The following is a 25625-nucleotide window of genomic DNA, read 5'->3' as shown; positions in this document are numbered from 1 at the left end:
GGGAGAGGGTTTAATGCGCCGCCTTCGGGGCCCCCGCGCCCAGCACCCGGAAGTCGATGTCGCTGTCGGCCACCAGGTAGAGGAAGCTGGCCCAGGCCGCGACGTTCTGCGCCAGCTCGTCCGGACGCACCTTGTTGAGGGTGTCGTCCATGGTGTGGTGGTAGTCGAAGTAGCGGCTGGCGTCCTGGTTCAGGGCGACCACCGGCACGCCGGACTCCTCCAGGCCGCCGATGTCGGCGCCGGCATGGGCGGGCGGGGCCTTGTCGAGATAGATCTTCAGCGGGGCCAGCACGCGCACGGCGGTCTTCATCGCCGGATGATCGGCCGAGCCGGCCGGGATCTGCAGGCTGTAGACGCGGTCGGCGCCGGTGTCGCTCTCGCCGGCCAGGACCATCTTCGGCAGTTCGTCCTTGTGGGCCGCCAGATAGGCCTCCGACGAGCCGCCGCTTTCCTCCGAACCGAACATCACCACGCGGATGGTGCGCTTGGGATGCTTGGGCAGGTCGCCGATCAGCTTGGCGGCGGCCGTGGTGATGGCGACGCCGGTGGCGTCGTCCAGGGCCCCGGTGCCGACGTCCCAGCTGTCCAGGTGGCCGCCGACCACGATCACCTCGTCAGGCTTTTCCGAGCCCTTGATCTCGCCCGAGATGTTCCAGGCCACGCCCTTGGGATCGCTGGTCGAGGCCAGCTTCAGCCGGATGCGCAGCGGGCCCTTGGCGGCCAGGCGCTCCAGCTGCTCGGCCTCCGGCACGCCCAGGGCGGCCGCGGGGATGCTGACGACGCCCTCGCCGAACGCGGTGACGCCGGTGTGCGGCACGGTGGAGTCCGAGGTCGAGATCGAGCGGATCAGCACGCCGACCGCCCCGCGCTTGGCGGCCTCGACCGGGCCCGAGCGGCGCGAAATGCCGGCCACGCCGTAGCCGGCGCCGTCCTGGGCGCGGACCATCGGCTGGGTGATGACGACGATCTTGCCCTTCACGGCGCTCTCCGGCGCGGCGATCAGCTCGGCATAGGTGCGAAACAGCGCCACCTCGGCCTCGATCCCCTCGGGCGGGGTCGGGACGGTGCGGCCCAGGCCGACGATGTCCAGCTTCATCGGATAGGGGGCGGTCAGCTGCGCCGACTCCGCGCCGCGCGTCCACGACGGCTTGGCGAACTCCTCGACCTTGACGTTGGTGAAGCCCAGCGCCTTGAACTTGGCGACGCTCCAGTCCTTGGCGCGGGCCATGGCCGGCGAGCCGACGATGCGCGGGCCGATGGTGGTGGTCAGGTCCTCGGTGACGTCCCAGGCGGTGCGGTCCAGCAGCGCCTTGTCACGCAGCGCCTCGGCGGTGCGGGCGTCCTGGGCGTGAGCGGCCCCGGCGAGAAGGGCGGAAACGGCGGCGGCGGTGAGCAGGCTGCGGAACAGGCGCATGAAATCTCCCTCGTTTGAGGGTTTCATAGCACCGCTCCGCGCCCGGAATAGGCAACAACCGGATGAACTATCCGTAACCTTTGGCGTGCTTGGGGTCCGGACGCCGTGGGCGAAGATGGGGACACACACTCGCGGCGGGGCCTCTGCAAGCTGGCGACAGCGGTGGAGCGAGTGTGTGTCCCCGCCGTCGCGCTCGGCCTTAAGCCTTGCGCCCGATCCGCTTGATCTCCCAGTCCAGTTGCACGCCGGTCTTGGCCAGGACGTCGGCGCGGACGGTGTCGCCCAGCCCCTCCAGGTCGGCGGCCGTGGCCTCGCCGGTGTTGATCAGGAAGTTGCTGTGCAGCGGGCTGAACATCGCCCCGCCATACAGTTTGCCGCGCCAGCCGGCCTCGTCGACCAGCTTCCACGACGAATGGCCGGGCGGGTTCTTGAAGGTCGAGCCGCCGGTCTTCTCGCGGATCGGCTGGGTGGTCTCGCGGCGCGCGGTGATCTCGGACATCCGGGCCTTGATGGCGGCGGGGTCGTCGGGCAGCCCCTCGAAGGTCGCGTCCAGCACGATCAGGCCGGCGTCCTGCAGGGCGCTGTGGCGATAGGTGAAATGCAGCTCGGCGGTGGTCAGCTCGCGCACCTGGCCCTGGCGGTCCATGACCCGGGCCGAAACCAGCACATTGGCCGTCTCCGAGCCGTAGCATCCCGCGTTCATGATCGTAGCGCCGCCGATCGTGCCGGGGATGCCGGCGTAGAACTCCAGCCCGGCGATGCCGGCCTCGGCCGCCTTGCGGGCCAGGAAGGCGTCGGGCACGGCTGAACCGGCCTTGATGCGGCTGTCGCCCAGGGCCTCGACGGTGTTGAAGCCCTTGCCCAGCCGGATCACCACCCCCTCGACGCCGCCGTCGCGGACCAGCAGGTTGGAGCCGACGCCGATCGCCAGCACGGGAACGGCCGGGTCCAGGGCCTTGAGGAAGTCCGCCAGATCCTGCTCGTCGGCCGGCAGGAACACCACGTCGGCCGGCCCGCCGACCCTGAACCAGGTGAACGGCGCCAGGGCCTCGTCGGTGAGCAGCTTGCCGCGGACGGCGGGGAGGTTGGTTTTCCAGGTCATCGGATGCTCTTCCCTTCTCCCCTTGCGGGAGAAGGTGTCGGCGTAGCCGACGGATGAGGGGTCGCACCGGACTGTCCGGCGATATCGTACGCAGCTGTTACTTTCATCGCCCCCTCATCCGGCGCTGCGCGCCACCTTCTCCCGCAAGGGGAGAAGGGGAGAAAGGCCCCGCGCTCACTTCGCCAGCGCTTCCAACTGACCCGGCAGCGCATAGGCCCAAGCCGTGATGTCCCCGGCCCCCAGCAGCACCACCAGGTCGCCCGACTGGGCCTCGGCGGCGATCAGGGTCGGCAGGGCGGCGGGGCTTTCCAGCGGCAGGGCGTGGCGGTGGCCGAACTTCTTGAGGCCTTCGACCAGGTGGTCGCGATCGACGCCTTCGATCGGCTGTTCGCCGGCCGTGTAGACGTCGGCGACGATCACCGTGTCGGCGTCGTTGAAGCACGAGCTGAACTCGGTCATCAGGTCGCGCAGGCGGGTGAAGCGGTGCGGCTGGACCACGGCGATCACCTTGCCCAGCGTGACCGCGCGAGCGGCCTTCAGCACGGCGGCGATCTCGACCGGGTGGTGGCCGTAGTCGTCGACGACGCGGACGCCATTGGCGACGCCCGTGGTGGTGAAACGGCGCTTGACCCCGCCGAACCCGGCCAGGCCGACCCGGATGGCGTCGGCGTCGACGCCCAGCTCGCGGGCCACGGCGACGGCGGCGGTGGCGTTGAGCACGTTGTGGTGTCCGGCCATCGGCATCATCAGGCCGTCATAGCGGACCGGGTCGCCGATCAGGGGCGAGACGATGATGTCGAAGGTCGAACCGTCCGGCCCCATCTCGATGTTGGAGACCCGCACCTCGGCCTGCGGGTTGGTCCCGTAGGTCACCAGGCGGCGGTTCTCGATCCGGGCGGTCAGGGCCTGGACTTCCGGATGGTCGGTGCAGACGGCGGCGAAGCCGTAGAACGGGATGTTCTCGATGAAGTCCTGGAAGCCCTTCTTGACCGCGTCGAAGGTGCCCCAGTGGTCCAGGTGCTCGGCGTCGATATTGGTGACGATGGCCACGGTGGACTTCAGCTTGAGGAAGCTGCCGTCGCTCTCGTCGGCCTCGACCACGATCCAGTCGCCCTCGCCGACCTTGGCGTTGGTGCCGTAGGCGTTGATGATCCCGCCGTTGACCACGGTGGGGTCCAGCGCGCCGGCGTCCAGCAGGGCGGCGACCATCGAGGTGGTGGTGGTCTTGCCATGCGTGCCGCCGACGGCGACGGAGAACTGAAGCCGCATCAGCTCGGCCAGCATCTCGGCGCGGCGCACCAGCGGCAGGCGCTTGTCGCGGCCGGCGGCCATCTCGGGGTTGTCGGCCTTGACCGCCGTCGAATAGACGATGGCCGAGGCGCCTTCGACATGGGCCGCGTCATGGCCGATGAAGATCCGCGCGCCCAGCTTCTCGAGGCGTTCGGTGTTGGCGCTGGCCTTGGCGTCGCTGCCCTGCACGGTATAGCCGATGCGCAGCATGATCTCGGCGATGCCAGACATGCCGATGCCGCCGATGCCGATGAAGTGCACGGGGCCGAGTTCGAAGGGTACGGGGCGTCGACGCTGGATCATGAAAAGCCGATTAGACGATTTGAGGCGGGGGTGGAACGGGATGTTTAGCGCGAAAGGCACGGTTCTGGCCGTGATCGCAAGCGTGACCACGTTCGGCGCGCCCGCCCAGGCCCAGGCGCCGCTCGAACTGCGCCTCGCCGACGTCGGCCGCTTCGCCGCCTTCGTCGACATGGATAGCGTCCGGTGGACCGGTCGCACCGCGCGGCTGCGCGTGCTGCAAGTGACCGAGGACGGCTTCACGGCCGGGACCGAGGCGTTCTGGGGCGGCTGGCGCTACGAGGTCCTCGACTGCGAGGCCCGCACCATCGCCCACGCCGGCTTCTCCAGCGTCCGGGTCGGCGGTCGCGAGGGGCCGATCAGCGGCGACCTGCGGCCGGCGACGGCGATCCCGGCGGGAAGCGCGGATGCGGCGGTGGCCAGGGTGGTCTGCGATGGGTGGCGGCCGTATGCGGATGCGCCGGTGGCGACGAGCATCGCACAGGCTGTGCAAGTAGGCCGCCCGTTGATCGCGACGGGGGCGGAGCCCTAGAAGCTCCCTTCCCCCTTGATGGGGGAAGGAACTATCTCGCCGTCCGCTCCACCAGATCCGCCAGCTTCTCGGCCGCGTCCGGCGTCGCCACCGACCGCGCCCCAACCGCCATCCGCGCCAACCGCTCGGGGTCCTTGAGCAGGGCGTTCAGCGCTCCGGCCATGGCGTCGACGGTCAGTTCGTCCTCCAGGCACACCGCCGCGCCGCCGGCCTCCTCGAGCAGGCGGGCGTTGAAGCGCTGGTGGTCGTCGGCGGCGATCTTCAGCGGCACCAGGATCGACGGGCGGCCGGCCACGGCCAGCTCGCAGCAGGTCGAGGCCCCGGCCCGGCCGACCACCAGATGGGCCTGGCGCAGGCGGCCGGCCATGTCGCGGAAGAACGGCGCGACCTCGCAGTCGACCATGGCGTTGCGGTAGATCTTGCGGGCGCTTTCCATCGACTCGGCGCGCGACTGCTGCTGCACCTTCAGGCGGCCGCGCATCTCCTCGGGCAGCTTGGCGATGGCCTCCGGAACCAGTTCCGACAGCAGGCGCGCGCCCTGGCTGCCGCCGGTCACCAGCACCCGCAGCTGCACCTCGGGCGGCAGGTAGGGCACGTCGTACAGCGCGCGGATCTCGGGCCGCACCGGGCTGCCGACCACGTGGGCGCGGGCCTTCACCGACGGCTTGGCCAGGTTCAGGGTCGGGAAGGCGCAGGCCACTTCGGTGACGCGCGGAGCCAGGAAGCGGTTCACCCGGCCCAGCACGGCGTTCTGTTCGTGGATCACCGTCGGCCGGCGCTCAAGCAGGGCGGCGATCAGGGCCGGCAGGGCGGGATAGCCGCCGAAGCCGACCACCACGGCCGGGTCCAGGCGCTTGAAGGCCGCCTTGGCCTGCATCACGCCCTGGAACACCGCGACGCCGGCCTTGACCATGCCGATCGGGTCGCCGGCCTTGGCGGTGGCGGCCGACAGGGCCAGGCGCTCCTGCGCCGGGAATTTGTCGGCGAACAGCGCGCCGCGCTCGTCGGTGGCCAGCACTACACGCCAGCCGCGGGCCTTGAGGGTCTCCGACAGCGCCTGGGCGGGAAACAGGTGTCCGCCGGTGCCCCCGGCGGCGACGACGACAAGCTTGCTCATGAGAGGCGGGCTCCAGAACGCGAGCGGATGATGGGCAAGACTGGCCTCCTTGGGAGAGCCCTCGCTAGGCCCCCGCCTGATCGAACTCTCCGGCCCCGCCATAGGCCCCCGGACGCTTGCGCGTCAACGCCAGGGCCATGCCGAGGGTCAGTCCCATGGCCAGCATCGACGAGCCGCCATAGCTGATGAACGGCAGGGTCATGCCCTTGGTCGGGATCATGTTGAGGTTGACGGCCACGTTGATGAAGGCCTGCTGGCCGACCAGCACGAACAGCCCGGCCGCCGCCACCTGCTCGAAGGTGTCGGTCAGCTTCATGGCCTTGTAGAGGCCGCGCACCACGATGAAGGCGAAGATGCCGACCAGGGCCAGGGAGAACACCAGGCCGTATTCCTCGGCGGCCACCGAATAGATGAAGTCGGTGTGCAGGTCGGGCACGTGGCGCTTCATGACGCCCTCGCCCGGACCGCGCCCGAACAGGCCGCCGGCGTGGATGGCCTCGGCGGCGCGGGTGATCTGGTGGGTGTCGGCCTGGTCGGGGCTGAGGAACTTCTGCACCCGGGCGTGGACGTGGTCGAACAGGAAATAGGTCGACATCAGCCCGCCCACCGCCACCGCGCCCAGGCCCATGATCCACGAGATCGGCACCCCGGCCATCCAGAAGGCGGCCCCGAAGGCGATGGTGATCAGCACGGTCTGGCCGACGTCGGGCTGGACCAGCAGCAGGCCGACGGCGATGCCGTAGAGCACGAAGGCGATCGATACGCCCGGCACGCCCTCGCCCTTCTGGCCCTCGGAGAACATCCACGAGACCAGCACGATCAGGGCCGGCTTCATGAATTCCGACGGCTGGAAGGTGAAGCCGCCGATCAGCAGCCAGCGGGCCGCGCCCTTGGCGCTGTGACCGATGAACGGCAGGGCCGCCATCACCCCGATGGCCACCACATAGATGAAGAACGCCGAACGGCGGATGCCCTTGGGCCCCAGCATCGACACCGACAGCACGATCATCGCCGCGCCCAGACCGAACACGCACTGGCGGACCGCAAAGTGGAACTGGTCGTCCAGGCCGATCCGCGCCGCCGCCGCCGGGCTGGAGGCGAACGACAGCAGCATGCCCAGGGTGACCAGGATCGCGGTGGCGCCCAGCAGCCAGTGGTCGGTCGTCCACCACCAGACGCCGAGCCGCGATCGGTCGGTGCGGGCGAAGGCGTGGGTCGTCTGGAAGTTCATGCTGGGAGGGTCGGAGTTTAGGGTTAAGCGAGTGTTGCGGCAGAGGTTGGCGAGGGTGTGGCGAATGGACTCGTGGACGCAGATGGGGACACACACTCCCCCTCGAACGCTCATCCAGTTTTATCGACGCCTTGCGGGGAGTGTGTGTCCCCGCCTTCGCCCGCCGAGCCTTACGCCCGCTTGACCGAGGCCGCCGGCTTGCCCAGTCCGTTGACCGCCGCGCGGAACGCCTCGCCCCGCTGCTCGAAGTCGCTGAACTGATCGAACGAGGCGCAGGCCGGCGACAGCAGGACGATGGCCTCCTCGCCCGACGCCGCGGCGTCGGCATAGGCGGCGGCGACGGCGGTCTCGATGTCGCCGCACTGGCGCACCGGGGCCTTGCCGTCCAGGGTCTTGCCGAAGTCCTCGGCCGCCTGGCCGATCAGATAGGCCCCGGCGACGCGCGGGAACAGGTCGGTCAGGTCGTCGATGCCGCCGGCCTTGGCCACGCCGCCGGCGATCCAGTAGAATTTCGGATAGCTGCTCATCGCCTGGCGGGCGGCGTCGGCGTTGGTGGCCTTGCTGTCGTTGACGAAGCGCACCTTGCCCAGCTTGCCGACCGTTTCCATGCGGTGGGCCAGGCCCGGGAAGCTCATCAAGCCATCGACCGCCTGGTGCGGCGGGATGCCCAGGGCCCGGGCGGCGGCGTAGGCGGCCGCGGCGTTCTGCCAGTTGTGGCGGCCCGGCAGGCTTCTGGCGCGCAGCAGGTCGGCCATCTCGGTGACCCGCTCGCCGGTGGCGTCGTACAGCACGCCCTGCAGGGCGTAGACCCCCCGGCCCATGGCCTTGCCCGCGCTGATCGGCCAGATGGTGCGGCGGTTGGCGGCGGTGATCTCGGTGCAGATCTGCTGGCACCAGGGGTCGTCCACCCCGATGATCGCGGTGTCGCCCTTGCCCTGGTTCTGGAAGATCCGGCGCTTGGCGGCGATGTAGCCGTCCATGCCGCCGTGACGGTCCAGGTGATCGGGCGAGATGTTGAGCAGCACCACCGCGTCGGGCTTCAGGCTCGAGGTCAGGTCCAGTTGGTAGGACGACAGCTCCAGCACGTAGACGGCGCCGCCGTGCATGTCGTCCAGACCCAGCACGCCCGTGCCGATATTGCCGCCGACCCGGGTGTCGCGGCCGGCCTGCTGGAACAGGTGGCCGATCAGCGCCGTGGTGGTCGACTTGCCGTTGGTGCCGGTGATGGCGATGATCTTCGGCTTCTTGTGCTCCGGCGCGGCGTTGACCGTGCGGGCGAACAGCTCGATGTCGCCCAGGATCTCGACCCCGGCCGCCTTGGCCTTGCCCACCGTCCAGTGCGGCTTGGGATGGGTCAGCGGCACACCCGGCGACAGCATCAGGGCGGCGTAGTCGCTCCAGTCGCTGCTCGACAGGTCGACGACGTTCAGCCCCTCGGCCACGGCCGCCTGCCGGCTTTCGGGCTTCTCGTCCCACAGCGCCACCTTGGCCCCGCCGGCGATCAGGGCGCGAGCCGCCGTCAGCCCCGTCCGGCCCAGGCCGAACACGGCGACAGTCTTGCCCTCGAAACCGCGGACCGGGATCATGGCGCGCCCCTTCCTATCTCAGCTTCAGGGTGGCGAGGCCGACGAAGCTGAGCATCATCGCCACGATCCAGAAGCGGATCACGACGGTGGACTCGGCCCAGCCAAGCTTCTCGAAATGGTGGTGGATCGGCGCCATCAGGAAGATGCGCTTCTTGGTCTTCTTGAAGTAGGCGACCTGGATCATCACGCTCAGCGCCTCGGCCACGAACAGGCCGCCGACGATACCCAGCACCAGCTCGTGCTTGGCGCAGACGGCGATCGAACCCAGGGCCCCGCCCAGGGCCAGCGAGCCGGTGTCGCCCATGAAGATCTTGGCCGGCGGGGCGTTGTACCAGAGGAAGCCCATGCCCCCGCCGATGATCGCGCCGCACACCACCGCCAGCTCGCCGACGCTGGGCACGAAGTGCAGGTTCAGATAGTCGGCGAACTTGTAGTTGCCCACCAGGTAGGCGATCAGGCCGAAGGTCGAGGCGGCGAACATCACCGGCACGATGGCCAGGCCGTCCAGGCCGTCGGTGAGGTTCACGGCGTTGGAGAAGCCGGCGATCGTGAAGGCGGCGAAGGCCACGTAGAACCAGCCCAGATTGATCACCAGGTTCTTCAGGATCGGGAAGACCAGCGAGGTCTCCAGGCCCGGGGTCATCTGCGACTTGGGCGCGAAGATGATCAGCGCCACGGCCGCCAGGATCGAGACGATGAACTGGGCGATCAGTTTCTGCCCGCTGGAGAGGCCGGCGGTCGTCTGCTTGGTGACCTTGGCGTAGTCGTCCATGAAGCCCAGCACGCCGAAGGCGGCGGTGATGCCCAGCACCACCCAGACGTGGACGTTGCGCAGGTCGGCGAACAGCAGCGAGCCGACGAACAGGCCGGCCAGGATCATGAAGCCGCCCATGGTCGGGGTGCCCGATTTCTCCAGCACGTGGCGTTCGATGCCGTCGGTGCGGATCGGCTGGCCCTTGCCCTGCCGGGCCTTCATCCAGCGGATGAAGCGCGAGCCCATGGCGACGGCCACCACATAGGCGGTCAGCATCGACATGCCGGTGCGGAAGGTCAGGTATTTGAGCAGGTTGAGCACCGGCACGTGCTCATGCCCGCCGCGCGACAGCCACTCGTAGAGAAAGTACAGCATCAGACCTGTTCCTCGAGGTCGAGCGCGCCCAGGGCGGCCGCGACCACCCCCGCTTTCGATCCGTTCGAACCCTTCACCATCACCACGTCGCCCGCCCGCATCGCCGAGACGACCAGAGGCGCGAGCTCGGCGGCGGTTTCGGCGTACGCGCCTCGCCGAGTCGGTGATAGCGCATCCCATAAAGATTTCATTAACGGTCCGGCGCAGAACACCAGATCGATGTCGGCGGCGGCGATCGGGGTGGCCAGATCGCTGTGGAAGCGGGCGCTTTTGGGGCCCAGCTCCAGCATGTCGGTCAGCACCACGACGCGCCGGCCGGCCACGTCGCGGGCCCCCAGGGTGGCCAGGGCGGCCTGCATCGACACCGGGTTGGCGTTGTAGCTCTCGTCGACCAGGGTGAAGGTCCCGCCGGGGACCTTGATCACCCGCTCGGCGCCCCGGCCCTCGATCGGCTCGAACGCGGCCAGGGCGGCCAGGGCCGTCTCGCGGTCGACGTCCAGGGCCTCCAGCATCAGCAGCACGCACAGGCTGTTGAGGCCCCAGTGGACGCCGGTCTGCAGGATCGGGAAGCTCAGGGTCTCGCCGCGCAGGACGGCGATGACCGTCGCGCCCTCGGCGTTGGCGGCGAACCCGGTCAGCTGGGCGGTCAGGCCTTCGCCCGTCCCGAAGCTCCAGACCCGGGCGCCGGCCTTCTCGGCCTCGGCCTTCAGCAGCGGGAACCAGGGATTGTCGGCGTTCAGCACGGCGACGCCGGCCGGCTCCAGACCCGCGAAGATCTCGGCCTTGGCGCGGGCGACGCCCTCCTCGCCGTCGGCGAAGTTCTCCAGGTGCACCGGGCCGACCGTGGTGATGGCCACGGCGTGCGGGCGGATGAACCGCGACAGCGGGGTGATCTCGTCGGCATGGTTCATGCCGACCTCGAACACCGCGCGCTGGGTGTCGCGCGGCATGCGGGCCAGGGTCAGGGGCACGCCGATATGGTTGTTGTACGACTTGACCGAGGCGTGGGCCTTGCCCGCCCGGCGCAGGCCGGCCTCGACGGCGCGGGTGACGCTGGTCTTGCCGACCGAGCCGGTGACCGCGCCGCGCCGCGCCTGGGGGGCGCGCTCGCGGGCGGCGACGCCCAGGCGCTCCAGGCCCCGGAAGGTGTCCTCGACCAGCACCGCCGGCGTGGCGACCGGCTTGGAGACCAAAGCCCCGGCCGCGCCCTTGTCGGTGATCTGGACGATGAACTCATGCCCGTCCCGGGCCCCGGTCAGCGCCACGAACAGGTCGCCCGGCTCCAAGCTGCGGCTGTCGATCGACACGCCGGTGGCTTCGAAGTCGCCGACCACCTGGCCGTGGGTGGCGGCGGCGATCTCGTCAGCGGTCCAGAGGGGTTCAGACATCGGCGCCCTCCAAAGCCAGGGCGGTTTCGGTCACGTCGTCGAACGGATGGTTGACGCCGGCCACCAGCTGGCCCTGCTCGTGGCCCTTGCCGGCCACCACCAGCACGTCGCCCTCGGCCAGCAGCGCCACGCCGGCCCGGATGGCCTCGCGGCGGTCGCCGATCTCGCGGGCCCCGGGGGCGGCGTCGAGGATGGCGGCGCGGATCAAGGCGGGCTCTTCCGAGCGCGGATTGTCGTCGGTGACGATGGCGACGTCGGCCAGGCGGGCGGCGATCTCGCCCATCAAGGGACGCTTGCCGCGGTCGCGGTCGCCGCCGGCCCCGAACACCACGATCAGCTTGCCGCGCGTGTGCGGACGCAGGGCGGCCAGCACGGTCTCCAGGCCGTCGGGGGTGTGGGCGTAGTCGACATAGGCCTCGCCGCCGCGCGCGCCGGTCCCGACCCGCTGCAGCCGGCCGGCCGCGCCTTCGAGATGGGCCAGGGCGGCGATGACGGCGTCCAGGTCCTCGCCGGTCGCCAGGCACAGGCCCGCCGCGACCAGGACGTTGGAGGCCTGGAAGTCGCCGGCCAGCGGCAGCAGCACGTCGAACTCGCGATCCTGGGCGGCGATCTTCAGCCGTTGGCCTTCCGGAACCGGGGTGCGGGACAGAAGCTTCAGCCCCTGCCCCTCCCCGCCGACCGACAGGATGGTCTGGCCCGAGGTGACGGCGGCCGAGGCGAAGGCCGGGAAGGCGTCGCTGTCCGCGTTGAGCACGGCGGTGCGGGCGCGCGGCAGCAGGGTCTCGAACAGGCGCAGCTTGGCCGCCCGGTAGCAGCCCATGGTGCCGTGATAGTCCAGGTGGTCCTGGGTGAAGTTGGTGAAGCCGGCGGCGGCCAGGCGCACGCCGTCCAGGCGGCGCTGGTCGATGCCGTGCGACGAGGCTTCCACGGCCAGGTGGGTGACGCCCTCGGCGGCCAGGCGGGCCATCATCTCGGCGACGTCGGCGGCGTCCGGCGTGGTCAGGCCCGGCGGGGTGATCTGCCGGTCGGGGACGCCGGGCGCGCTGACCACCACGCCCAGGGTGCCCATGCTGGCGGCCTTGCGGCCCAGCCGAGCGTAGATCTGGCGGCAGAAGCCGGCGACCGAGGTCTTGCCGTTGGTGCCGGTCACCGCCACGCAGGTCTCGGGCTGCGCGCCCCAGAACTGGGCGGCGGCCAGGGCGTAGGCGCGGCGCAGGTCGCCGGCGTGGGCGGCCGGCACCGGCAGGTCCAGCACGTCGTCCGGGGCCAGGATGGCGGCGGCGCCCGAGGCGATCGCCCCGGGGATGAAGCTGCGGCCGTCGGCCTTGCTGCCCGGCAAGGCCGCGAACAGGAACCCTTCGGCGACCTTGCGGCTATCGGCGGTGACCCCGGTGATGACGGGGTCGACCTCGAACGGCCGGTTCAGAATCTGCGAAAGGGTCTTGCTCAAAGTCCCGCCTCCGGTGCGGCTTTCGGCTGCTGGGCGGCCACGGTGAAGATGTCGGCCTGGCGTCGCACGCCCAGGAACGGGGCGATACGGTCGATGACCTTGCCGGCGGCCGGCGCGGCCACGAAGCCGCCGGTCGAGAAGCCGGCGGTGCGGGCGTTGCCCTTGGGCTCGTCCAGCAGCACCAGCACGAAATAACGGTCGGCCTCGATGGGCCCCTCGGTCGGGAACACGGCGGCGAAGGACGAGACCTGGCGCTGGTGGTTATAGGCCCGGATCGCCGGGTCGTACTTCTCGCCGGTGCCGGTCTTGCCGCCCACGCTCAGGCCCGGGATGTTGGCCGACTTGCCGCTGCCGCCGGTGACGTTGGCGCGCATGATCTGCAGCATCTGCTGCGAGGTCTCTTCCGAGACCGCCCGCGGCCCTTCGGGACGCACGCCCGGCGCCATCCTGAGGATGGTCATCGGCTGCAGCGTGCCGCCGTTCAGCAGCGCGCCCATCGCCTGGGCCAGGGCCAGGGGCGAGACGTTGATGCCGTGGCCGAACGAGGTGGAGGCCACGGCGTCATCGTCCCACTTGCGCGGGGTCAGCGGCCGGGCCGATTCCAGCAGCTCCACTTTGGCCGGCCTGGTCAGGCCCAGGGCGGTGAAGTAGCGGCTCAGCCGCTCGCCGCCGATCCGCTCGGCCAGCATGGCGGTGCCGATGTTCGACGAGTGCTGGAACACCTCGACCAGGGTCAGGATCTTCCGCGCTGCGTGGAAGTCGTGGATCGTCCGATAGCCCAGCTTGAAGGGCTCGCGGGCGTCGAAGGTGGAGGCCGGCGTCGCCGCGCCGGTGTCCAGGCCGATGGCCACGGTGAAGGCCTTGAAGGTCGAGCCCATCTCGTAGACCGAGGCGGCGGCGTGGTTGACCCGGGCGGCGTCGCCGGCCTGGCCCGCCAGGTTGGCGTCGTAGTCGGGGTAGCTGGTCATGCCGAGGATCTCCCCGGTATGGACGTTGGTCACCAGGCCCACGGCGCCCTTGGCCTGGAACTCGATCGCGGCCTTGCGGACCTCGTCCTCCAGGGCGGCCTGGACGCGCAGGTCGACCGACAGCGGCGTCGCGCCGTCCGGTCCCTTGGCGGCGGCGGCGCGCACCGGCTTGTCCAGCGCCCGCTCGGCCCCGGCCAGGCCACGGCCGCCCTTGTCGACGAAGCCGATGAGGTGGGCGGCGCTGGAGCCCAGCGGATAGACCCGGCGGGCCTGCTCCTCGAACTGCACGCCCGGCAGGCCCAGGTCGAAGATCGCGTCCTTCTCGGCCGGGGTCATGCCGCCGACCACGAAGCCGCGGCGCGAGGCCGACACGGCCTCGCCGATGCGCTTGGCCGGCACCTCGGGCAGGGCCTTGGTCAGGGCGATGCGGGTGGCCTTGGCGTCCCAGACCTCCTTGGGGTCGATGTAGAGGGCGTAGTGGGTCAGGTCGACGGCCAGCAGCTGGCCGTTGCGGTCGACCAGGTCGCCCCGCGCGCCCTCGGTCGAGGCCAGGTAGCCGTTGCCCCCGACCTTGGAGAACACCGCCGCCCAGGTCGCCCCCAGGGCCAGGAGGCAGAACGCCAGGCCGAAGATGGCCATCACGAAGAAGATGCGGATGCGGGTGTCGTCCTCGGGCCGGGCGGCGGCGCGCGAGCGCTCGAAGGCGTGCTCCAGCCGCCAGACCCGCTCGATCAGCCAGCGCCAGGCCGCGGGCGCGCCGCCGGGGGCGAGGTTGGCCAGGCTCATCGCTGAACCTCCGGCGAAGGATAGTCGTCGGGCGTCGCCTCGGGCGCCTCGGCGGCGGCCGCGGCGCCGGCGGCGGCGGCCTCGGGCGGGGCCGGCGCGTGGGCGACCGGCGCGCGGCGCGCCACGTCGATCAGCGCGTCCTCGGTGGTCTCGTGCTCGGGCTTGATCGGGGCCAGTTGCAGGCTGGTGGCCAGTTGCTCGATGCGGCGCGGCTGCTCCAGATAGGCCACCTCGGCCTTGAGCAGGCGCACGCGGACCTTCTCGTCGGCGATCTGCTGCTCGACCGAGGCGATCTGGGCCCGCTCGCGGCCGGCGAAGGTCTTGGCCAGATAGACGCCCATCACCAGGGCGATCAGCAGGCTCAGGCACACCAGCTCCACCACCCGGAAGCCCCGCACGCGGCGCTCGAAGATGTTCGAGAGGCTCATGCGTCGCTCCACACGGGGGCTTGCGTCCGCACCGCGGCGCGCAGCTTCGAGGAGCGGGCCCGGGGATTGACCGCCAGCTCGGCCTCGCCCGGCGCGACGGCCTTGGACGAGATCAGCTGGAAGCTGGCCGGCGCGCCCTGGGCGACCGGCGGCGCGTGGCGCGAACCACCCGGCGTGCGGCCGGCCCGTTCGGCCAGGAAGTTCTTGACGATGCGGTCTTCCAGCGAGTGGAAGGTGACCACCGCCAGCCGGCCGCCGGGCTTCAGCACCCGCTCGGCGGCGACCAGGCCGGCCTCCAGTTCCTCCAGCTCGGCGTTGACCGCGATCCGCAGCCCCTGGAACGAGCGGGTGGCCGGATGGACCTTGGCGCCCTTGCGGCCGCCCAGGGCCCGCTCGATCACCGAGGCCAGGTCCAGGGTCCGCGTGAAATGCCGCTCCTCGCGGCGCTTGACGATGAAGCTGGCGATACGGCGCGAGGCGTGCTCCTCGCCGTAGACATAGAGGATGCGGGCCAGCTCGGTGTGGTCGAGGTGGTTGACCAGGTCGGCGGCAGTCGGACCGTCGTCGCCCATGCGCATGTCCAGCGGACCGTCGCGCATGAAGGAAAAGCCGCGCTCAGCCTCGTCGAGCTGCATGGAGGACACGCCAAGATCCAGGGTCACGCCGTCGACCGACGCGTCTTCCAGATACGCGGTGATTTGCGAGAAACGGTCCTGAATCAGGCGAAAGCGACCATCCGTCGCGGCAAACTCGTTGGCAAACCGCGCGACGCTGGGATCGCGGTCGAAAGCGATGACCGAAGCGCCGGTCGCCAGGATGGCGCGGGTGTAGCCGCCGGCCCCGAAGGTGCCGTCGACGACCTTGTCGCCAGGGCCGACCGACAGGGCGGCGACCACCTCGTCCAGCAGGACCGAAACGTGTGGCGCGGGAGCGGAAACCTCGGTCATGCCGCGCCGCCGATCCGCGCGGTGCGCTGCTGGGCCCGCATGGCGGCCAGACCGTCGCGGGCCAGTTCGCGCTGGGCGGCGCGGTGGGCCTGGAAGGCCTCGCGCGACCAGATCTGGAACCGCTCGCCCAGGCCGACCACCGCCACCCAGTCGGTCAGGCCGAACATCTCGCACAGGGTGTCGGGCAGGGTGATGCGGCCGGCGGTGTCGAACGACAGCCTGGCCATGCCGCCCAGGACGCTGGTCTCCAGGGCCGAGCGCAGCGGATCGCCGAACGGCAGCTCCTCGATCACGCCCTGGTAGCGGTCGAACAGGCCCTTGCCGCCGGCTTCCAGGCAATCGGCCTCGATCGAGGGAAAGCAGAAGATCCCGTCGAACGGACCCGAGAGCGCGGCGCGGAAGTCCTGCGGCACGACGATGCGCCGCTTGCTGTCCAGCTGCTTCTCGAACGTCGAGAGAAACACCCCACTACCCCTGCTTGCGCCCGTCGCCGGACGCTCCGCCAGGACCGCCCTGGCGCAATTGGGTTAACATGGGATTGACTGGGAAACAATGACACCAAATGCCATTTCGCCGCGAAAACAAAGGTGTCCGAAGGCTCCTTCACAGAGCATCGAAGCTTATCAACAGAACATACACAGAACCCGTTAAGACTTGCGGCGCGCTAGACTCCGCGCGCGCCCTTGCGGGCTCACAGGTTGGATGAAGTGTGATGGACCAGACGGTCTATAAGCCGGGTTCTGTCTAGGCCCGCTCCTCCCGAAGGAAGAAAGGGCCCGAGACGACCATTCCTCTGGACCGCCCATCGCTGGACGGTTCTCGCGACCTACCCGGACCCTCTCAGCCAGTGACGGCCTATCCGACGCGAGGCCGGCGCGGGGTCCCTATTCGGTCTTGCTCCAGGCGGGGCTTGCCATGCCGTCCCTGTTGCCAGGTCCGCGGTGGGCTCTTACCCCACCCTTTCACCCTTCCCGCCCCGAAGGGAGGAGGTTTGCTTTCTGTGGCGCTATCCCTGGGATCGCTCCCGGCGGGCGTTACCCGCCGCCTTGTCACCGTGGAGCCCGGACTTTCCTCGACCTTCTTTCGAAGACCGCGGCCGCCCGACCATCTGGTCCGGGGTCTGTGTGACGGCAGCGGAGGCCCGGGTCAATTGCAGATCGTCGCGGCACGGACCAAACCCCGCTGGACTTGGCCTGGCCGAGATCGACAACCTCTGACGCTTCCCCAACCGAACGATCCCATCGAGGGTTGCGACGTACGCCTCAGCGCCTATCGTCGCCGCAAGCCAGAGCAGGGAGGCGGCACTTGGCGAAACGACCCGCGGCGACGGCCCCGAACCTGGCGCGAGACCCAAAACCGCTGGCTTTCGGCTTGCTGGCGGCGGCGCTGCTTCTCCTCGTCGGCGGGCTGGCGATATCGAACGCAAGACCTGACGATCCTCCGCCGCCACGCCCAAACCCCTCAAGGATTCAGGCGGCGGTATTCGCCGATGGGCGCCTCTGGCTGCTGGACGGCGCCGGCGGCCTCTCCACGATCACCGAGCGCAGCCGCGTCCGCGCGCCCGAGCCTTTTGAGACGAAGGCCGTCGCACTCTGCGTCCAATCGGGACGGCTTCTGGTGCTCGACGCCGGCTCAAGCGAGCGCTGGACTTTGCGTCGCAAGGAAACCGCCGGCTGGGCCAAGGTCGCGGACATCGGCTCCCGGGGCGACACCTTCATCGGAATGGCCTGCGACGCGGCGGGCGTGAGCCTGTTGACCAACCGGCGCATGATCACGCTGAGCAATGCCGCGCCCCGGTCGGTCGGGCTTTCAGACAGGATCAACCCGGGCGTGACCAGCAGTCTTCTCAGAGTGGGCGACCAGGTCTTCGTCGGCGCCAACCTCGGCGAGTTCGGCGGCGGCCTTCAACGGATCGACCAACGGACAGGAAAGGTTTCCGACCTTCAGCGCAACGACGCCGTCGATCCCTGCGAGGCCGTTCTCGACAAGCAATGCGATCCCGTCAACGGCGTGACGCCCGCGCCGTGGGATTCCAACTGCGTCATCGCCGCCGTGGGCTTGGTCCACATGTTCACGAGCGGTCGACTGGTCGAGGTATGCGGCGACCGGATCGAGCCCTTCTACGCAAAACCCATCCCTCAGTTCGGCGACAAGATGGGAAAGGAGCCGTTCAATCACATCGCCTTCTTCGGCGCGAACCGGGCCGGCGACACCCTGTGGGTTGTCGGCATCAACGGCCTCTACCAGTTTCGGGACCGCAAGCTCGCCAACTTCGCGCCCTTGCCCGCCTTCCGGAGGGTCGGCGGCGTGAGGGTCAGTTTCGACCTGCCTGGCGTCGTGCTGGTGAAGACCGACATCAACCAGAGCGTCTCGCTGTCGGGCAGCGTGCCAATGCTGGTTCCGCGCTAGGCGTCGCCCCGCATCAGCCCCGCGATCGGATGATCCCCCAGCGCCGCGACCACCCCGGCGCGATCCGTCTCGCCCTTGTTCTGCGACAGCTTGAACGTTCCCTCCAGCCGGTCGACGGTCAGGCGGGCGCCGATGATGGCGCGGGTCATGGTCTCGAAGCGGCCGGGGCTCATCTTGTGGCGGGTCCAGGGCGGCTTGGGCAGCAGATGCGCCTCCTCCTGGGCCGACAGGTCGTCGAGCAGGGCGACCAGCTCGTCGTCGTTGAACGGCGCGACCGAGCCCTCGGCCTCGACCGACAGGTAGTTCCAGGTCGGGACCTGGTCGGCGGCCTGGTACCAGTCGGGACTGACATAGGCGTCGGGGCCGGTGGCCAGCACCACCGCCCGGAAGCCCTGGACGATGTGCGGCGACAGCACGTTGCCGCGCGACAGGTGGAAGTCGAGCGCCAACTCGCCGAAGTCGAGCTCGCGGACCACCACCGGGGCCTGGGCGACGAACGGCCGACCGCGCACGGCGGCGGCGACCGTCACGAACGGATGCTGGCGGATGAAGGCCAGCAGGGTCTCGCGGTCATCGACATGGAACGGCTTGGCCGGATGCATCAGGCGGCGGCCCGCAGCAGGGCCACCAGCCGGGCCCGGGTCTCGCCGTCGGCGACGCCGTCAAAGCGGGTCTGCAACCAGTGGCGCTGGAAGGCGGCGACCACGGTCGAGGTCCATTCGTCGTACTGGCCGGATGGCGGGCAGTTGTAGCCCAGGCGGGTCAGGCCGGCCTGCAGGGCGAAGACCCCCGTGCCCTCCTCCCCCTGGCCCAGCGGCGCGCCGGGCGACGGCGGCGGCTCGACCCACAGGCCGTGACCGGCCTCGGCGAGGCGCTTCCACGGGAACAGCTCGCCCGGGTCGATCTTGCGGCCGGGGGCGATGTCGGAATGGCCCAGGATGCGGTCGTCGTCGATGGTCCAGCGCGAGCGGATGTCGGCCAGCAGGTTGATCACCGCGGCGACCTGGGCGTCGGGGAACGGGCGGTAGCCGAACTCGTGGCCGGGATTGACGATCTCGATGCCGATCGAGGCCGAGTTGATGTCCTTGACGCCCTTCCAGAAGGCGGCCCCGGCGTGCCAGGCGCGGCGCTCCTCGGGCACCAGGCGATAGACCGCGCCATCCTCGTCGACCATGTAGTGGGCTGAGACCTTGGCCTCGGGATCGCGCATCCGCGCCAGCGCCGCCGCGCCGCTCTGCATGCCGGTATAGTGCAGGACCACGCAGTCGGGGACGCTCTTGCGGGCGTCGAAGTTCGGCGACGGGGCGTCGATTGGCGTCATTGAGAACGGTTCCTCGTCAGCATCAGCAGCGGCATGACCTGGTTCTTGCGCAGGGCGATGATCAGCACCCCCACCAGCGCCAGGATCGTGCCGATTCCCATGCGGATGTCGAAGTGATCGTGCGTGATCAGCACGCCCAGGCCAATGGTCATCAGCGGGGTCATCAGGGTCAGCGGCGCGATCAGGTTGGCCTCGTGGCGCTGGATCAGGCCGTAATAGGCCGTGTGGGCCAGGACCGAGACGATCAGGGCCGAGAACGTCACCGCCGCCACGAACGGCCAGCCGGCGTGGGCGGCGGCCGCGACGCTCCCAGGTTCGAACGTCCAGCTCAGGGCCGCCAGCGGCGCGACGGCGGTGAAACCGACCCAGGCCTGGAACTGCAGGGGCTTCACCCCCTCGATCTGCTTCATCATCACCGCCCCCAGCGAGCCGGTGAAGGCCGAGCCGACGATGAACCACAGGCCCGGCGACAGCTGCAGGCCGTGCGGGTTCCACATCACCACCACCGCCCCGGCCAGGGTCAGGGCGATGCCCAGCCCGCGCTTCCAGCGCACCTTCTCGCCCAGCATCAGCATCGACAGCAGGGTGGTGAACGGCACGCCCAGCTGGATGACCACCGCCGAAGCCGACGGCGAGGCGGTCTTGAAGCCCATGAACAGCAGGGCGAAGTTGCCCACGCCCATCAGCAGGCCGACCACGACGATCCGCCAGGCCGGGCGCGGGGCCGGCAGCAGCCAGGGCAGGGTCACGGCCGCGACGATGGCGAACCGCACCGCCGCATAGAACAGCGGCGGCACGCCCCAGTGGGCGACCACAATCTTGGAGATGATGTTGTTGCTGGCCCAGACCAGGCAGACGAGGGTCAGCAATCCGAAGTCGCGCAAGGACATGGAACGACCGCATACGCGGCCTGGACCAAGGCGCCAATCAAAACCCCGCGCGAAAATCGAAGGGCCGGTACGCCGCCGCAGTTGACCGAACGCCGAAATGGTCGCCTGATACATGAACGATGATCAGATAAAGACGTCCGGACGCGCCGGACCAGGCATCGGGGAGCGGAGCGAGCGCATGGCGGTGGAGCATTTCGACGTCCTGATCGTGGGGGCGGGCCTGTCCGGCGTCGGGGCCGGCTACCACCTGCAGACCCATTGCCCGGGCAAGACCTATGCGATCCTCGAAGGCCGCGACGCGATCGGCGGCACCTGGGACCTGTTCCGCTATCCCGGCATCCGTTCCGACAGCGACATGTACACCCTGGGCTATTCGTTCCGGCCCTGGCGCGAGGCGAAAGCCATCGCCGATGGCCCGTCGATCCTCAACTATGTCCGCGAGACGGCCAAGGACCACGGCGTCGACCGCAAGATCCGCTTCGGCCATATGGTGAAGAAGGCCTCCTGGTCGTCAGAGACCGCGACCTGGACGGTCGAGGCCGAGCACGACGGCAAGGTCGTGGCCCTGACCTGCGACTTCCTGCTGATGTGCAGCGGCTATTACGACTACGCCGCCGGCTACACCCCCGACTTCGCCGGCGTCGAGACGTTCGGCGGCCGCATCGTCCACCCGCAGCACTGGCCGGAGGACCTGGACTACGCCGGCAAGAAGGTGGTGGTGATCGGCAGCGGCGCCACGGCCGTCACCCTGGTGCCCGAGATGGCCAAGACCGCGGCCCACGTCACCATGCTGCAGCGCTCGCCGACCTATGTGGTCTCGCGGCCGGCCGAGGACGCCCTGGCCAACTGGCTGCGCGCCAAGCTGCCGATCATGCTGGCCTACGGGATCACGCGCTGGAAGAACGTGCTGATGCAGATGATGTTCTTCAACATCGCCCGCAAGAAGCCGGCCAAGACCAAGGAAAAGCTGATCGCCCTGGTGCGCGAGCAGCTGGGTCCCGACTACGACATCGGCGCCCACTTCACGCCCCGCTACAACCCCTGGGACCAGCGGCTGTGCCTGGTGCCCGACGCGGACCTGTTCGCCTCGATCAAGGCGGGGACCTCGTCGGTGGTCACCGACCATATCGACCGCTTCACCCCGACCGGCATCGCCCTGAAGTCGGGCGGGACGCTGGACGCCGACATCGTGGTCACCGCCACCGGCCTGGTGATGCAGCTGGCCGGCGCCATGCAGGTGGTGGTCGACGGCAAGCCGGCCGACCTGTCGCAGAGCCTCAGCTACAAGGGCATGATGTTCAGCGACGTGCCCAACTTCGCCTCGACCTTCGGCTACACCAACGCCTCCTGGACCCTGAAGGCCGACCTGACGGCGGAATATGTCTGCCGGCTGATCAACCACATGGACCGCACCGGCACGGACCAGTGCACCCCGCGCGTCACCGACCCCGACATGCCGGTCGAGCCTTGGCTGGACTTCAGCTCCGGCTACGTCCAGCGCGGCCTCGGCAAGTTCCCCAAGCAGGGCGCCCGCAAGCCGTGGAAGGCCTACCAGAACTACGCCCTGGACCTGTTCACCCTGCGGCTGGGCAAGGTGGACGACGGGACGATGGTGTTCAGCAAGGCGCAGGCGGCGGAAAAGGTGAAGGTCGCGGCGTAAGCCTGAACCCAAAACGACACCCTCTCCCATGGGGAGAGGGAGGGGCCCGCGCCGGGTGTAAAACGTCAGACGGCGTGCCGGCAGGGCGCTCGAGGAAAACGATGAGGGCGTAATCCCCCCCCCCCCCCCCCCCCGCTTGGGCCCCTCCCTCTCCCGCTGGGAGAGGGTGCGAGTGCCTTGCCGCCCGGTCGATGCTAGAACGGGCCATCCACTCTGAAAGACCTCACCCTTGATCGAACAATACGGCTGGTCCGACCCGCTGGGCCAAGCCTTCGCCCCGTACGCGCGCGCCGGCCAGACCCCCGGGCGCATCCTCGTCCAGCAGCGCGGCGCGTACCTGGTGGCCAGCGACGACGGCGAACTGCGCGCCAAGCCTTCCGGCCGCCTGCTGCACCAGGCCCGGGAAGCGGGTCATCCGGCGGTCGGCGACTGGGTGGCGCTCACCGTCAACCGCGCCGAAGCCACCGCCACCATCCACGCCGTCCTGCCCCGCCGCACCGCCTTCGTGCGCCGGGCGGCCGACAGCCTGCAGACCCCGCAGGTGGTCGCCGCCAATATCGACGTCGCCTTCGTCGTCACCTCGATGAACGCTGACCTCAATCCGCGCCGCATCGAGCGCTATCTGGCGGCCGCCTGGCAAAGCGGGGCGCGGCCGGTGGTGGTGCTGACCAAGGCCGACCTCTGCGCCGAGCCCGAGGTCCAGGCCGCCCAGATCGCCGCCGTGGCGGCCGGCTGCCCGGTGCTGGTGGTCTCCGCCCGGCAGGGCCTGGGGATGGACCTCCTGCTGGCCCAGGTCGGGCCCGGCGAGACCTGCGTGCTGATCGGGTCGTCCGGCGTGGGCAAGTCCACCCTGGTCAACGCCCTGTCCGGCGCCGAGCGGATGGCGACCCAGGAGATCCGCGAGGCCGACGCCCGCGGGCGTCACACCACCAGCCACCGCGAGCTGGTCCCGCTGCCCGGCGGCGGGCTGATCCTCGACACCCCAGGCATGCGCGAACTGGGCCTGATCGACGCCGACGACGGCCTGGGCGTGGTGTTCGACGACATCGAGCGCCTGGCCGAAGATTGCCGGTTCAACGACTGCGGCCACGGAGGCGAACCGGGCTGCGCCGTGCGTGGGGCGCTGGAAAGCGGCGACCTCGACGCCGGACGCTGGGAGCACTTCCAGAAGCTGGGCCGCGAAGTGGCGGCCGTGGACCGCAAGGAGGACCGGGCGGCCAAGGACGCCGAGCGCCGCCGCCTGATCGCCCTCCAGAAGACCCACCGGTCGAGCAAGAAGGTCCGGCGAGACGATTGACGGCGGAAGATTGCCCTCGAGCGAGCAGCGCGCGGCGCTTCGCCTGACCAGTCCCCCGCCCGCCCTTGCCAAGACGGCGCGGGTCCGACAGCTTGACCGCGCGGGCCTTGGGCAGGCCGGGCGGAGGGAACGTGGCGACGGTCCAGGACGAAGACCCCTACTTCACCCGGCGCGAAAACCTCGACGTCTCGCGGCTTCTCAGCTTCGCCCAACCCGGCCAGGCCCCCTCGACCGCCGCCCACTTCCGGCGCGACCGGCCCGACCTGGGGATCACCGCGCCCAATCTCCGGGACGACGCCCTGATGGCGGTGGTCAACCTGCGGCCCCGCGAGGGCAGCGAACTGTGGTGCGACGAGCGCCACATCGCCGCCACGCCGGTGGGGATCGGCGACCTGAGGATGTTCGACCAGCGGCGCAGCTGGGTGGCCAATCTCCAGCTGCCGTTCGAGACGGTCAATTTCTTCATCCCGCTCAGCGCCTTCGAAAGCCTGGCCGACGAATTGCGCGCCCCGCGCCTCGACGACGACGCGCCGTTCGCCCGGGGCGCGCCAGTCCATGACGAGGTCATGCTGCACCTGGCGCGGTCGCTGGGCCCCGCCTTCGACAATCCCCGGGAGCTGAGCGCGCTCTATGCCGAGCACGTGTTCGCCGCCATCCGCCTGCGCCTGGCCTGCGTCCATGCCGGCCTGACGCCGGGCGTCGACCGGCAACGCGGCGCCCTGGCGACCTGGCAGGTGGCGCGGGCCAAGGCCATGCTGCTCGACGATCTGCAGCGCAACCTCAGCCTGACCGAGCTGGCCGCCGGCTGCGGCTTGTCGGCCAGCTATTTCGCCCGCGGGTTCAAGCGCGCGACCGGCCTGCCGCCGCACCGCTGGCTGCTGGCCCAGCGGGTCAGGCGGGCGCGGTCGCTGCTCGAGACCACCGCCCTCAGCCTGGCCGAGGTCGCCCTGGACTGCGGCTTCGCCGACCAGAGCCACCTGACGCGGGTGTTCTCCCAGAGCCTGGGCGTCGCCCCCGGCGCCTGGCGGCGCTTGCGGCGGCACTGAGCAGGGGCTGGGACGCGCGCTAGCCCTAGCCGCCGTACTGCTGAGCGGCCGCGGCGATCGACGGTCCCGCCGTGGCGAGGTCCTGCGGATTCATGATCGGCCGGAACGAGAGCTTGGCGTTGAACGCCAGGAACCACGGCTCCGCGACCCCGGGAATCTGCGATGAATCGGTCATGTCGAACACGATGGCGCCCGCCCTTTGGCCCTCGTCGTCGCCGAAGAAGTAGGCCGCTTCCGGCTTGAGGTCGGCGAGTATTCGCTCGATCGTCGCGCCCAGGGTTCCCGCCTTGGCCGCCGCGTTTCCGGTTTCCACAGGGATCGACACTCTCAGAAGCATGCGCATCTGGGCTTCCTTTCTTGTCCAAGTCACGGAATTGGCTCAGCTCGTGATGGACAGAGAACGCCTCGGCTTACCGATGATCAATCGGCGGTTATGCGTAATGATCAGCGCTAGTAGAGTCGGACTACGAAATACATGCCGCCCCTAGAGCGTCCGTCCTGACACCCATGCTCCCCACGGTCGTCATCCCCCGACTTGTTCGGGGGACCCAAGCAGAGTCTGACACTCTGTCCAACGCCGCTTGGGTCCCCCGCATAAAGCGGGTGATGAGGAGATTTTTGAGCTGAAGAAGCGCTCACGGCGCCTGGGCCCGCCAACTGGCCACGGCGCCTAGTCGGCGAAGCGCAGGACCACGTTCGAACCCGGCCATTCGTCGGCGCGCGCGGGATCAAGGCCCGGCGCGACGGGGGTCCAGGCCTGCTTGCCCAAGGCGCCCAGGTCGTCATAGCGGCCCAGCAGGGTGAACCGATCGAAGGCGAAGGGCAGCCCCTCGGCGCCCAACGGCGCGTTGGCGCTGGCGACATGAAAATGCAGGTGCGGTCCGGTGGTGTCGCCGGAGAACCCCAGGGCGCCGATCACCTGGCCGCGGCGCACGGGGTCGCCGGGCCGGACCTTCACGCTGCCGGGCTTCAGGTGCTCATAGAAGACGACCTGGCCGCCGGGAAGCGCCAGGGCCACATAGTTGCCGGTCGCGTCCCCGAAGCGATGCTTGGGGTTGTGGGAGATGACCGGACTTTCCGTCATGTCGTCACGGGTCGCGGCGACGACCGCGTCGGCCACCGCCAGCACCGCGTCGCCATGGCCCAGGGCGTCGGCGGCGCGGTCCGGGTCGCCCCGCGTGGTCCGCCCCCGGGGATCGACGCGAACGAAGTCGACCGCGAACCGGCCGGGAATGCGCGCGCCGCCATCGACCGTGTAGACGACGCGGCGATGGCCGCGCGCCCAGGACGGGTGATGCACGGCCACCCAGGGGCCACCCGCCAGTGGCGGACCC

23 protein-coding genes and 1 other RNA gene are annotated in these 25625 nt (G+C 69.9%); 5 read left to right on the top strand and 19 right to left on the bottom strand.

What is annotated here, in order from left to right; translation table 11 throughout:
• Positions 1–10: 10 nt before the first annotated feature.
• From PMI01_RS24295 to murC, 3 genes are all read right to left on the bottom strand, one after another.
• Positions 11–1414 (bottom strand): M20/M25/M40 family metallo-hydrolase, encoded by a 1404-nt coding sequence (locus tag PMI01_RS24295; protein WP_035038279.1) that lies wholly within the window; start codon positions 1412–1414, stop codon positions 11–13.
• A 199-nt stretch (positions 1415–1613) separates the two neighbouring features.
• Positions 1614–2516, bottom strand: coding sequence for a UDP-N-acetylmuramate dehydrogenase (gene murB, locus PMI01_RS24290; protein WP_007675769.1), 903 nt, complete (start codon positions 2514–2516; stop codon positions 1614–1616).
• Positions 2517–2690: 174 nt separating this feature from the next.
• Positions 2691–4109, bottom strand: coding sequence for a UDP-N-acetylmuramate--L-alanine ligase (gene murC, locus PMI01_RS24285; protein WP_007675768.1), 1419 nt, complete (start codon positions 4107–4109; stop codon positions 2691–2693).
• Between the two features lie 40 nt (positions 4110–4149).
• Here murC and PMI01_RS24280 point away from each other — a divergent pair, with 40 nt between their 5' ends.
• Positions 4150–4638: a hypothetical protein gene (locus PMI01_RS24280; RefSeq protein WP_007675767.1), complete on the top strand. Its 489-nt coding sequence runs from the start codon at positions 4150–4152 to the stop codon at positions 4636–4638.
• A gap of 31 nt (positions 4639–4669) precedes the next feature.
• Here the strand turns inward: PMI01_RS24280 and murG are convergent, their stop codons facing one another.
• The 11 genes from murG to rnpB all read right to left on the bottom strand — a co-directional run bounded on the left by murG (position 4670) and on the right by rnpB (position 16780).
• The gene (murG, locus tag PMI01_RS24275; protein ID WP_007675766.1) at positions 4670–5755 is read right to left on the bottom strand and encodes an undecaprenyldiphospho-muramoylpentapeptide beta-N-acetylglucosaminyltransferase; all 1086 of its coding nucleotides are present in this window, start codon (positions 5753–5755) and stop codon (positions 4670–4672) included.
• Between the two features lie 64 nt (positions 5756–5819).
• Positions 5820–6986 (bottom strand): putative lipid II flippase FtsW, encoded by a 1167-nt coding sequence (gene ftsW / locus PMI01_RS24270; protein ID WP_035038274.1) that lies wholly within the window; start codon positions 6984–6986, stop codon positions 5820–5822.
• Positions 6987–7156: 170 nt separating this feature from the next.
• Positions 7157–8572: a UDP-N-acetylmuramoyl-L-alanine--D-glutamate ligase gene (gene murD, locus PMI01_RS24265; protein WP_007675763.1), complete on the bottom strand. Its 1416-nt coding sequence runs from the start codon at positions 8570–8572 to the stop codon at positions 7157–7159.
• Positions 8573–8585: 13 nt separating this feature from the next.
• Complete coding sequence (mraY, locus tag PMI01_RS24260; RefSeq protein WP_007675761.1) at positions 8586–9701, bottom strand: phospho-N-acetylmuramoyl-pentapeptide-transferase; 1116 nt, start codon at positions 9699–9701, stop codon at positions 8586–8588.
• Positions 9701–11089: a UDP-N-acetylmuramoyl-tripeptide--D-alanyl-D-alanine ligase gene (murF, locus tag PMI01_RS24255; protein WP_007675759.1), complete on the bottom strand. Its 1389-nt coding sequence runs from the start codon at positions 11087–11089 to the stop codon at positions 9701–9703. Before murF ends, mraY begins: the two co-directional genes overlap by 1 nt.
• The gene (locus PMI01_RS24250) at positions 11082–12539 is read right to left on the bottom strand and encodes a UDP-N-acetylmuramoyl-L-alanyl-D-glutamate--2,6-diaminopimelate ligase (RefSeq protein ID WP_007675757.1); all 1458 of its coding nucleotides are present in this window, start codon (positions 12537–12539) and stop codon (positions 11082–11084) included. Before PMI01_RS24250 ends, murF begins: the two co-directional genes overlap by 8 nt.
• On the bottom strand, positions 12536–14293 hold the full coding sequence (locus PMI01_RS24245; protein WP_007675755.1) for a peptidoglycan D,D-transpeptidase FtsI family protein: 1758 nt from the start codon (positions 14291–14293) through the stop codon (positions 12536–12538). The genes PMI01_RS24250 and PMI01_RS24245 overlap by 4 nt, the downstream gene beginning before the upstream one ends.
• Positions 14290–14721: a cell division protein FtsL gene (locus PMI01_RS24240; RefSeq protein ID WP_007675753.1), complete on the bottom strand. Its 432-nt coding sequence runs from the start codon at positions 14719–14721 to the stop codon at positions 14290–14292. Before PMI01_RS24240 ends, PMI01_RS24245 begins: the two co-directional genes overlap by 4 nt.
• Entirely contained in the window at positions 14718–15668 is a 951-nt protein-coding gene (gene rsmH / locus PMI01_RS24235) for a 16S rRNA (cytosine(1402)-N(4))-methyltransferase RsmH (protein ID WP_007675750.1), read from the bottom strand. Before rsmH ends, PMI01_RS24240 begins: the two co-directional genes overlap by 4 nt.
• On the bottom strand, positions 15665–16132 hold the full coding sequence (locus tag PMI01_RS24230; RefSeq protein ID WP_007675749.1) for a division/cell wall cluster transcriptional repressor MraZ: 468 nt from the start codon (positions 16130–16132) through the stop codon (positions 15665–15667). Before PMI01_RS24230 ends, rsmH begins: the two co-directional genes overlap by 4 nt.
• Positions 16133–16381: 249 nt before the next feature.
• Positions 16382–16780: RNase P RNA component class A (gene rnpB, locus PMI01_RS26280), an RNA gene on the bottom strand.
• A gap of 193 nt (positions 16781–16973) precedes the next feature.
• Here rnpB and PMI01_RS24225 point away from each other — a divergent pair.
• A complete protein-coding gene (locus PMI01_RS24225; protein WP_157223858.1) occupies positions 16974–18077 on the top strand; it encodes a hypothetical protein in 1104 nt (367 codons plus the stop codon).
• Here PMI01_RS24225 and PMI01_RS24220 read toward each other — a convergent pair.
• The 3 genes from PMI01_RS24220 to PMI01_RS24210 are packed head-to-tail and all read right to left on the bottom strand — an operon-like array spanning position 18074 to position 20288.
• The gene (locus PMI01_RS24220) at positions 18074–18679 is read right to left on the bottom strand and encodes an FMN-binding negative transcriptional regulator (protein ID WP_007675747.1); all 606 of its coding nucleotides are present in this window, start codon (positions 18677–18679) and stop codon (positions 18074–18076) included. The two genes, PMI01_RS24225 and PMI01_RS24220, sit on opposite strands and share 4 nt — an antisense overlap.
• Positions 18679–19398, bottom strand: a complete 720-nt coding sequence (locus PMI01_RS24215; RefSeq protein WP_007675745.1) for an N-acetylmuramoyl-L-alanine amidase — start codon at positions 19396–19398, stop codon at positions 18679–18681. The genes PMI01_RS24220 and PMI01_RS24215 overlap by 1 nt, the downstream gene beginning before the upstream one ends.
• On the bottom strand, positions 19395–20288 hold the full coding sequence (locus PMI01_RS24210; RefSeq protein WP_007675741.1) for a DMT family transporter: 894 nt from the start codon (positions 20286–20288) through the stop codon (positions 19395–19397). The genes PMI01_RS24215 and PMI01_RS24210 overlap by 4 nt, the downstream gene beginning before the upstream one ends.
• A gap of 178 nt (positions 20289–20466) precedes the next feature.
• Here PMI01_RS24210 and PMI01_RS24205 point away from each other — a divergent pair, with 178 nt between their 5' ends.
• The 3 genes from PMI01_RS24205 to PMI01_RS24195 all read left to right on the top strand — a co-directional run bounded on the left by PMI01_RS24205 (position 20467) and on the right by PMI01_RS24195 (position 24291).
• Positions 20467–21948: a flavin-containing monooxygenase gene (locus tag PMI01_RS24205; RefSeq protein ID WP_007675739.1), complete on the top strand. Its 1482-nt coding sequence runs from the start codon at positions 20467–20469 to the stop codon at positions 21946–21948.
• Positions 21949–22177: 229 nt separating this feature from the next.
• Positions 22178–23245: a ribosome small subunit-dependent GTPase A gene (gene rsgA, locus PMI01_RS24200; protein WP_007675736.1), complete on the top strand. Its 1068-nt coding sequence runs from the start codon at positions 22178–22180 to the stop codon at positions 23243–23245.
• A 131-nt stretch (positions 23246–23376) separates the two neighbouring features.
• Entirely contained in the window at positions 23377–24291 is a 915-nt protein-coding gene (locus tag PMI01_RS24195) for a helix-turn-helix domain-containing protein (protein WP_007675732.1), read from the top strand.
• A 25-nt stretch (positions 24292–24316) separates the two neighbouring features.
• Here PMI01_RS24195 and PMI01_RS24190 read toward each other — a convergent pair whose 3' ends face one another.
• Complete coding sequence (locus PMI01_RS24190) at positions 24317–24634, bottom strand: hypothetical protein (protein WP_007675729.1); 318 nt, start codon at positions 24632–24634, stop codon at positions 24317–24319.
• A gap of 327 nt (positions 24635–24961) precedes the next feature.
• Positions 24962–25625, bottom strand: a 664-nt coding sequence (locus PMI01_RS24185; protein ID WP_007675727.1) for a M23 family metallopeptidase, incomplete at its 5' end; no start/stop codon positions are given.

The organism is Caulobacter sp. AP07 (genome assembly GCF_000281955.1).
Lineage (GTDB): Bacteria > Pseudomonadota > Alphaproteobacteria > Caulobacterales > Caulobacteraceae > Caulobacter.
Note: the sequence above shows the minus strand (reverse complement) of the source record. Positions and strands in the feature narration are given on the sequence as shown.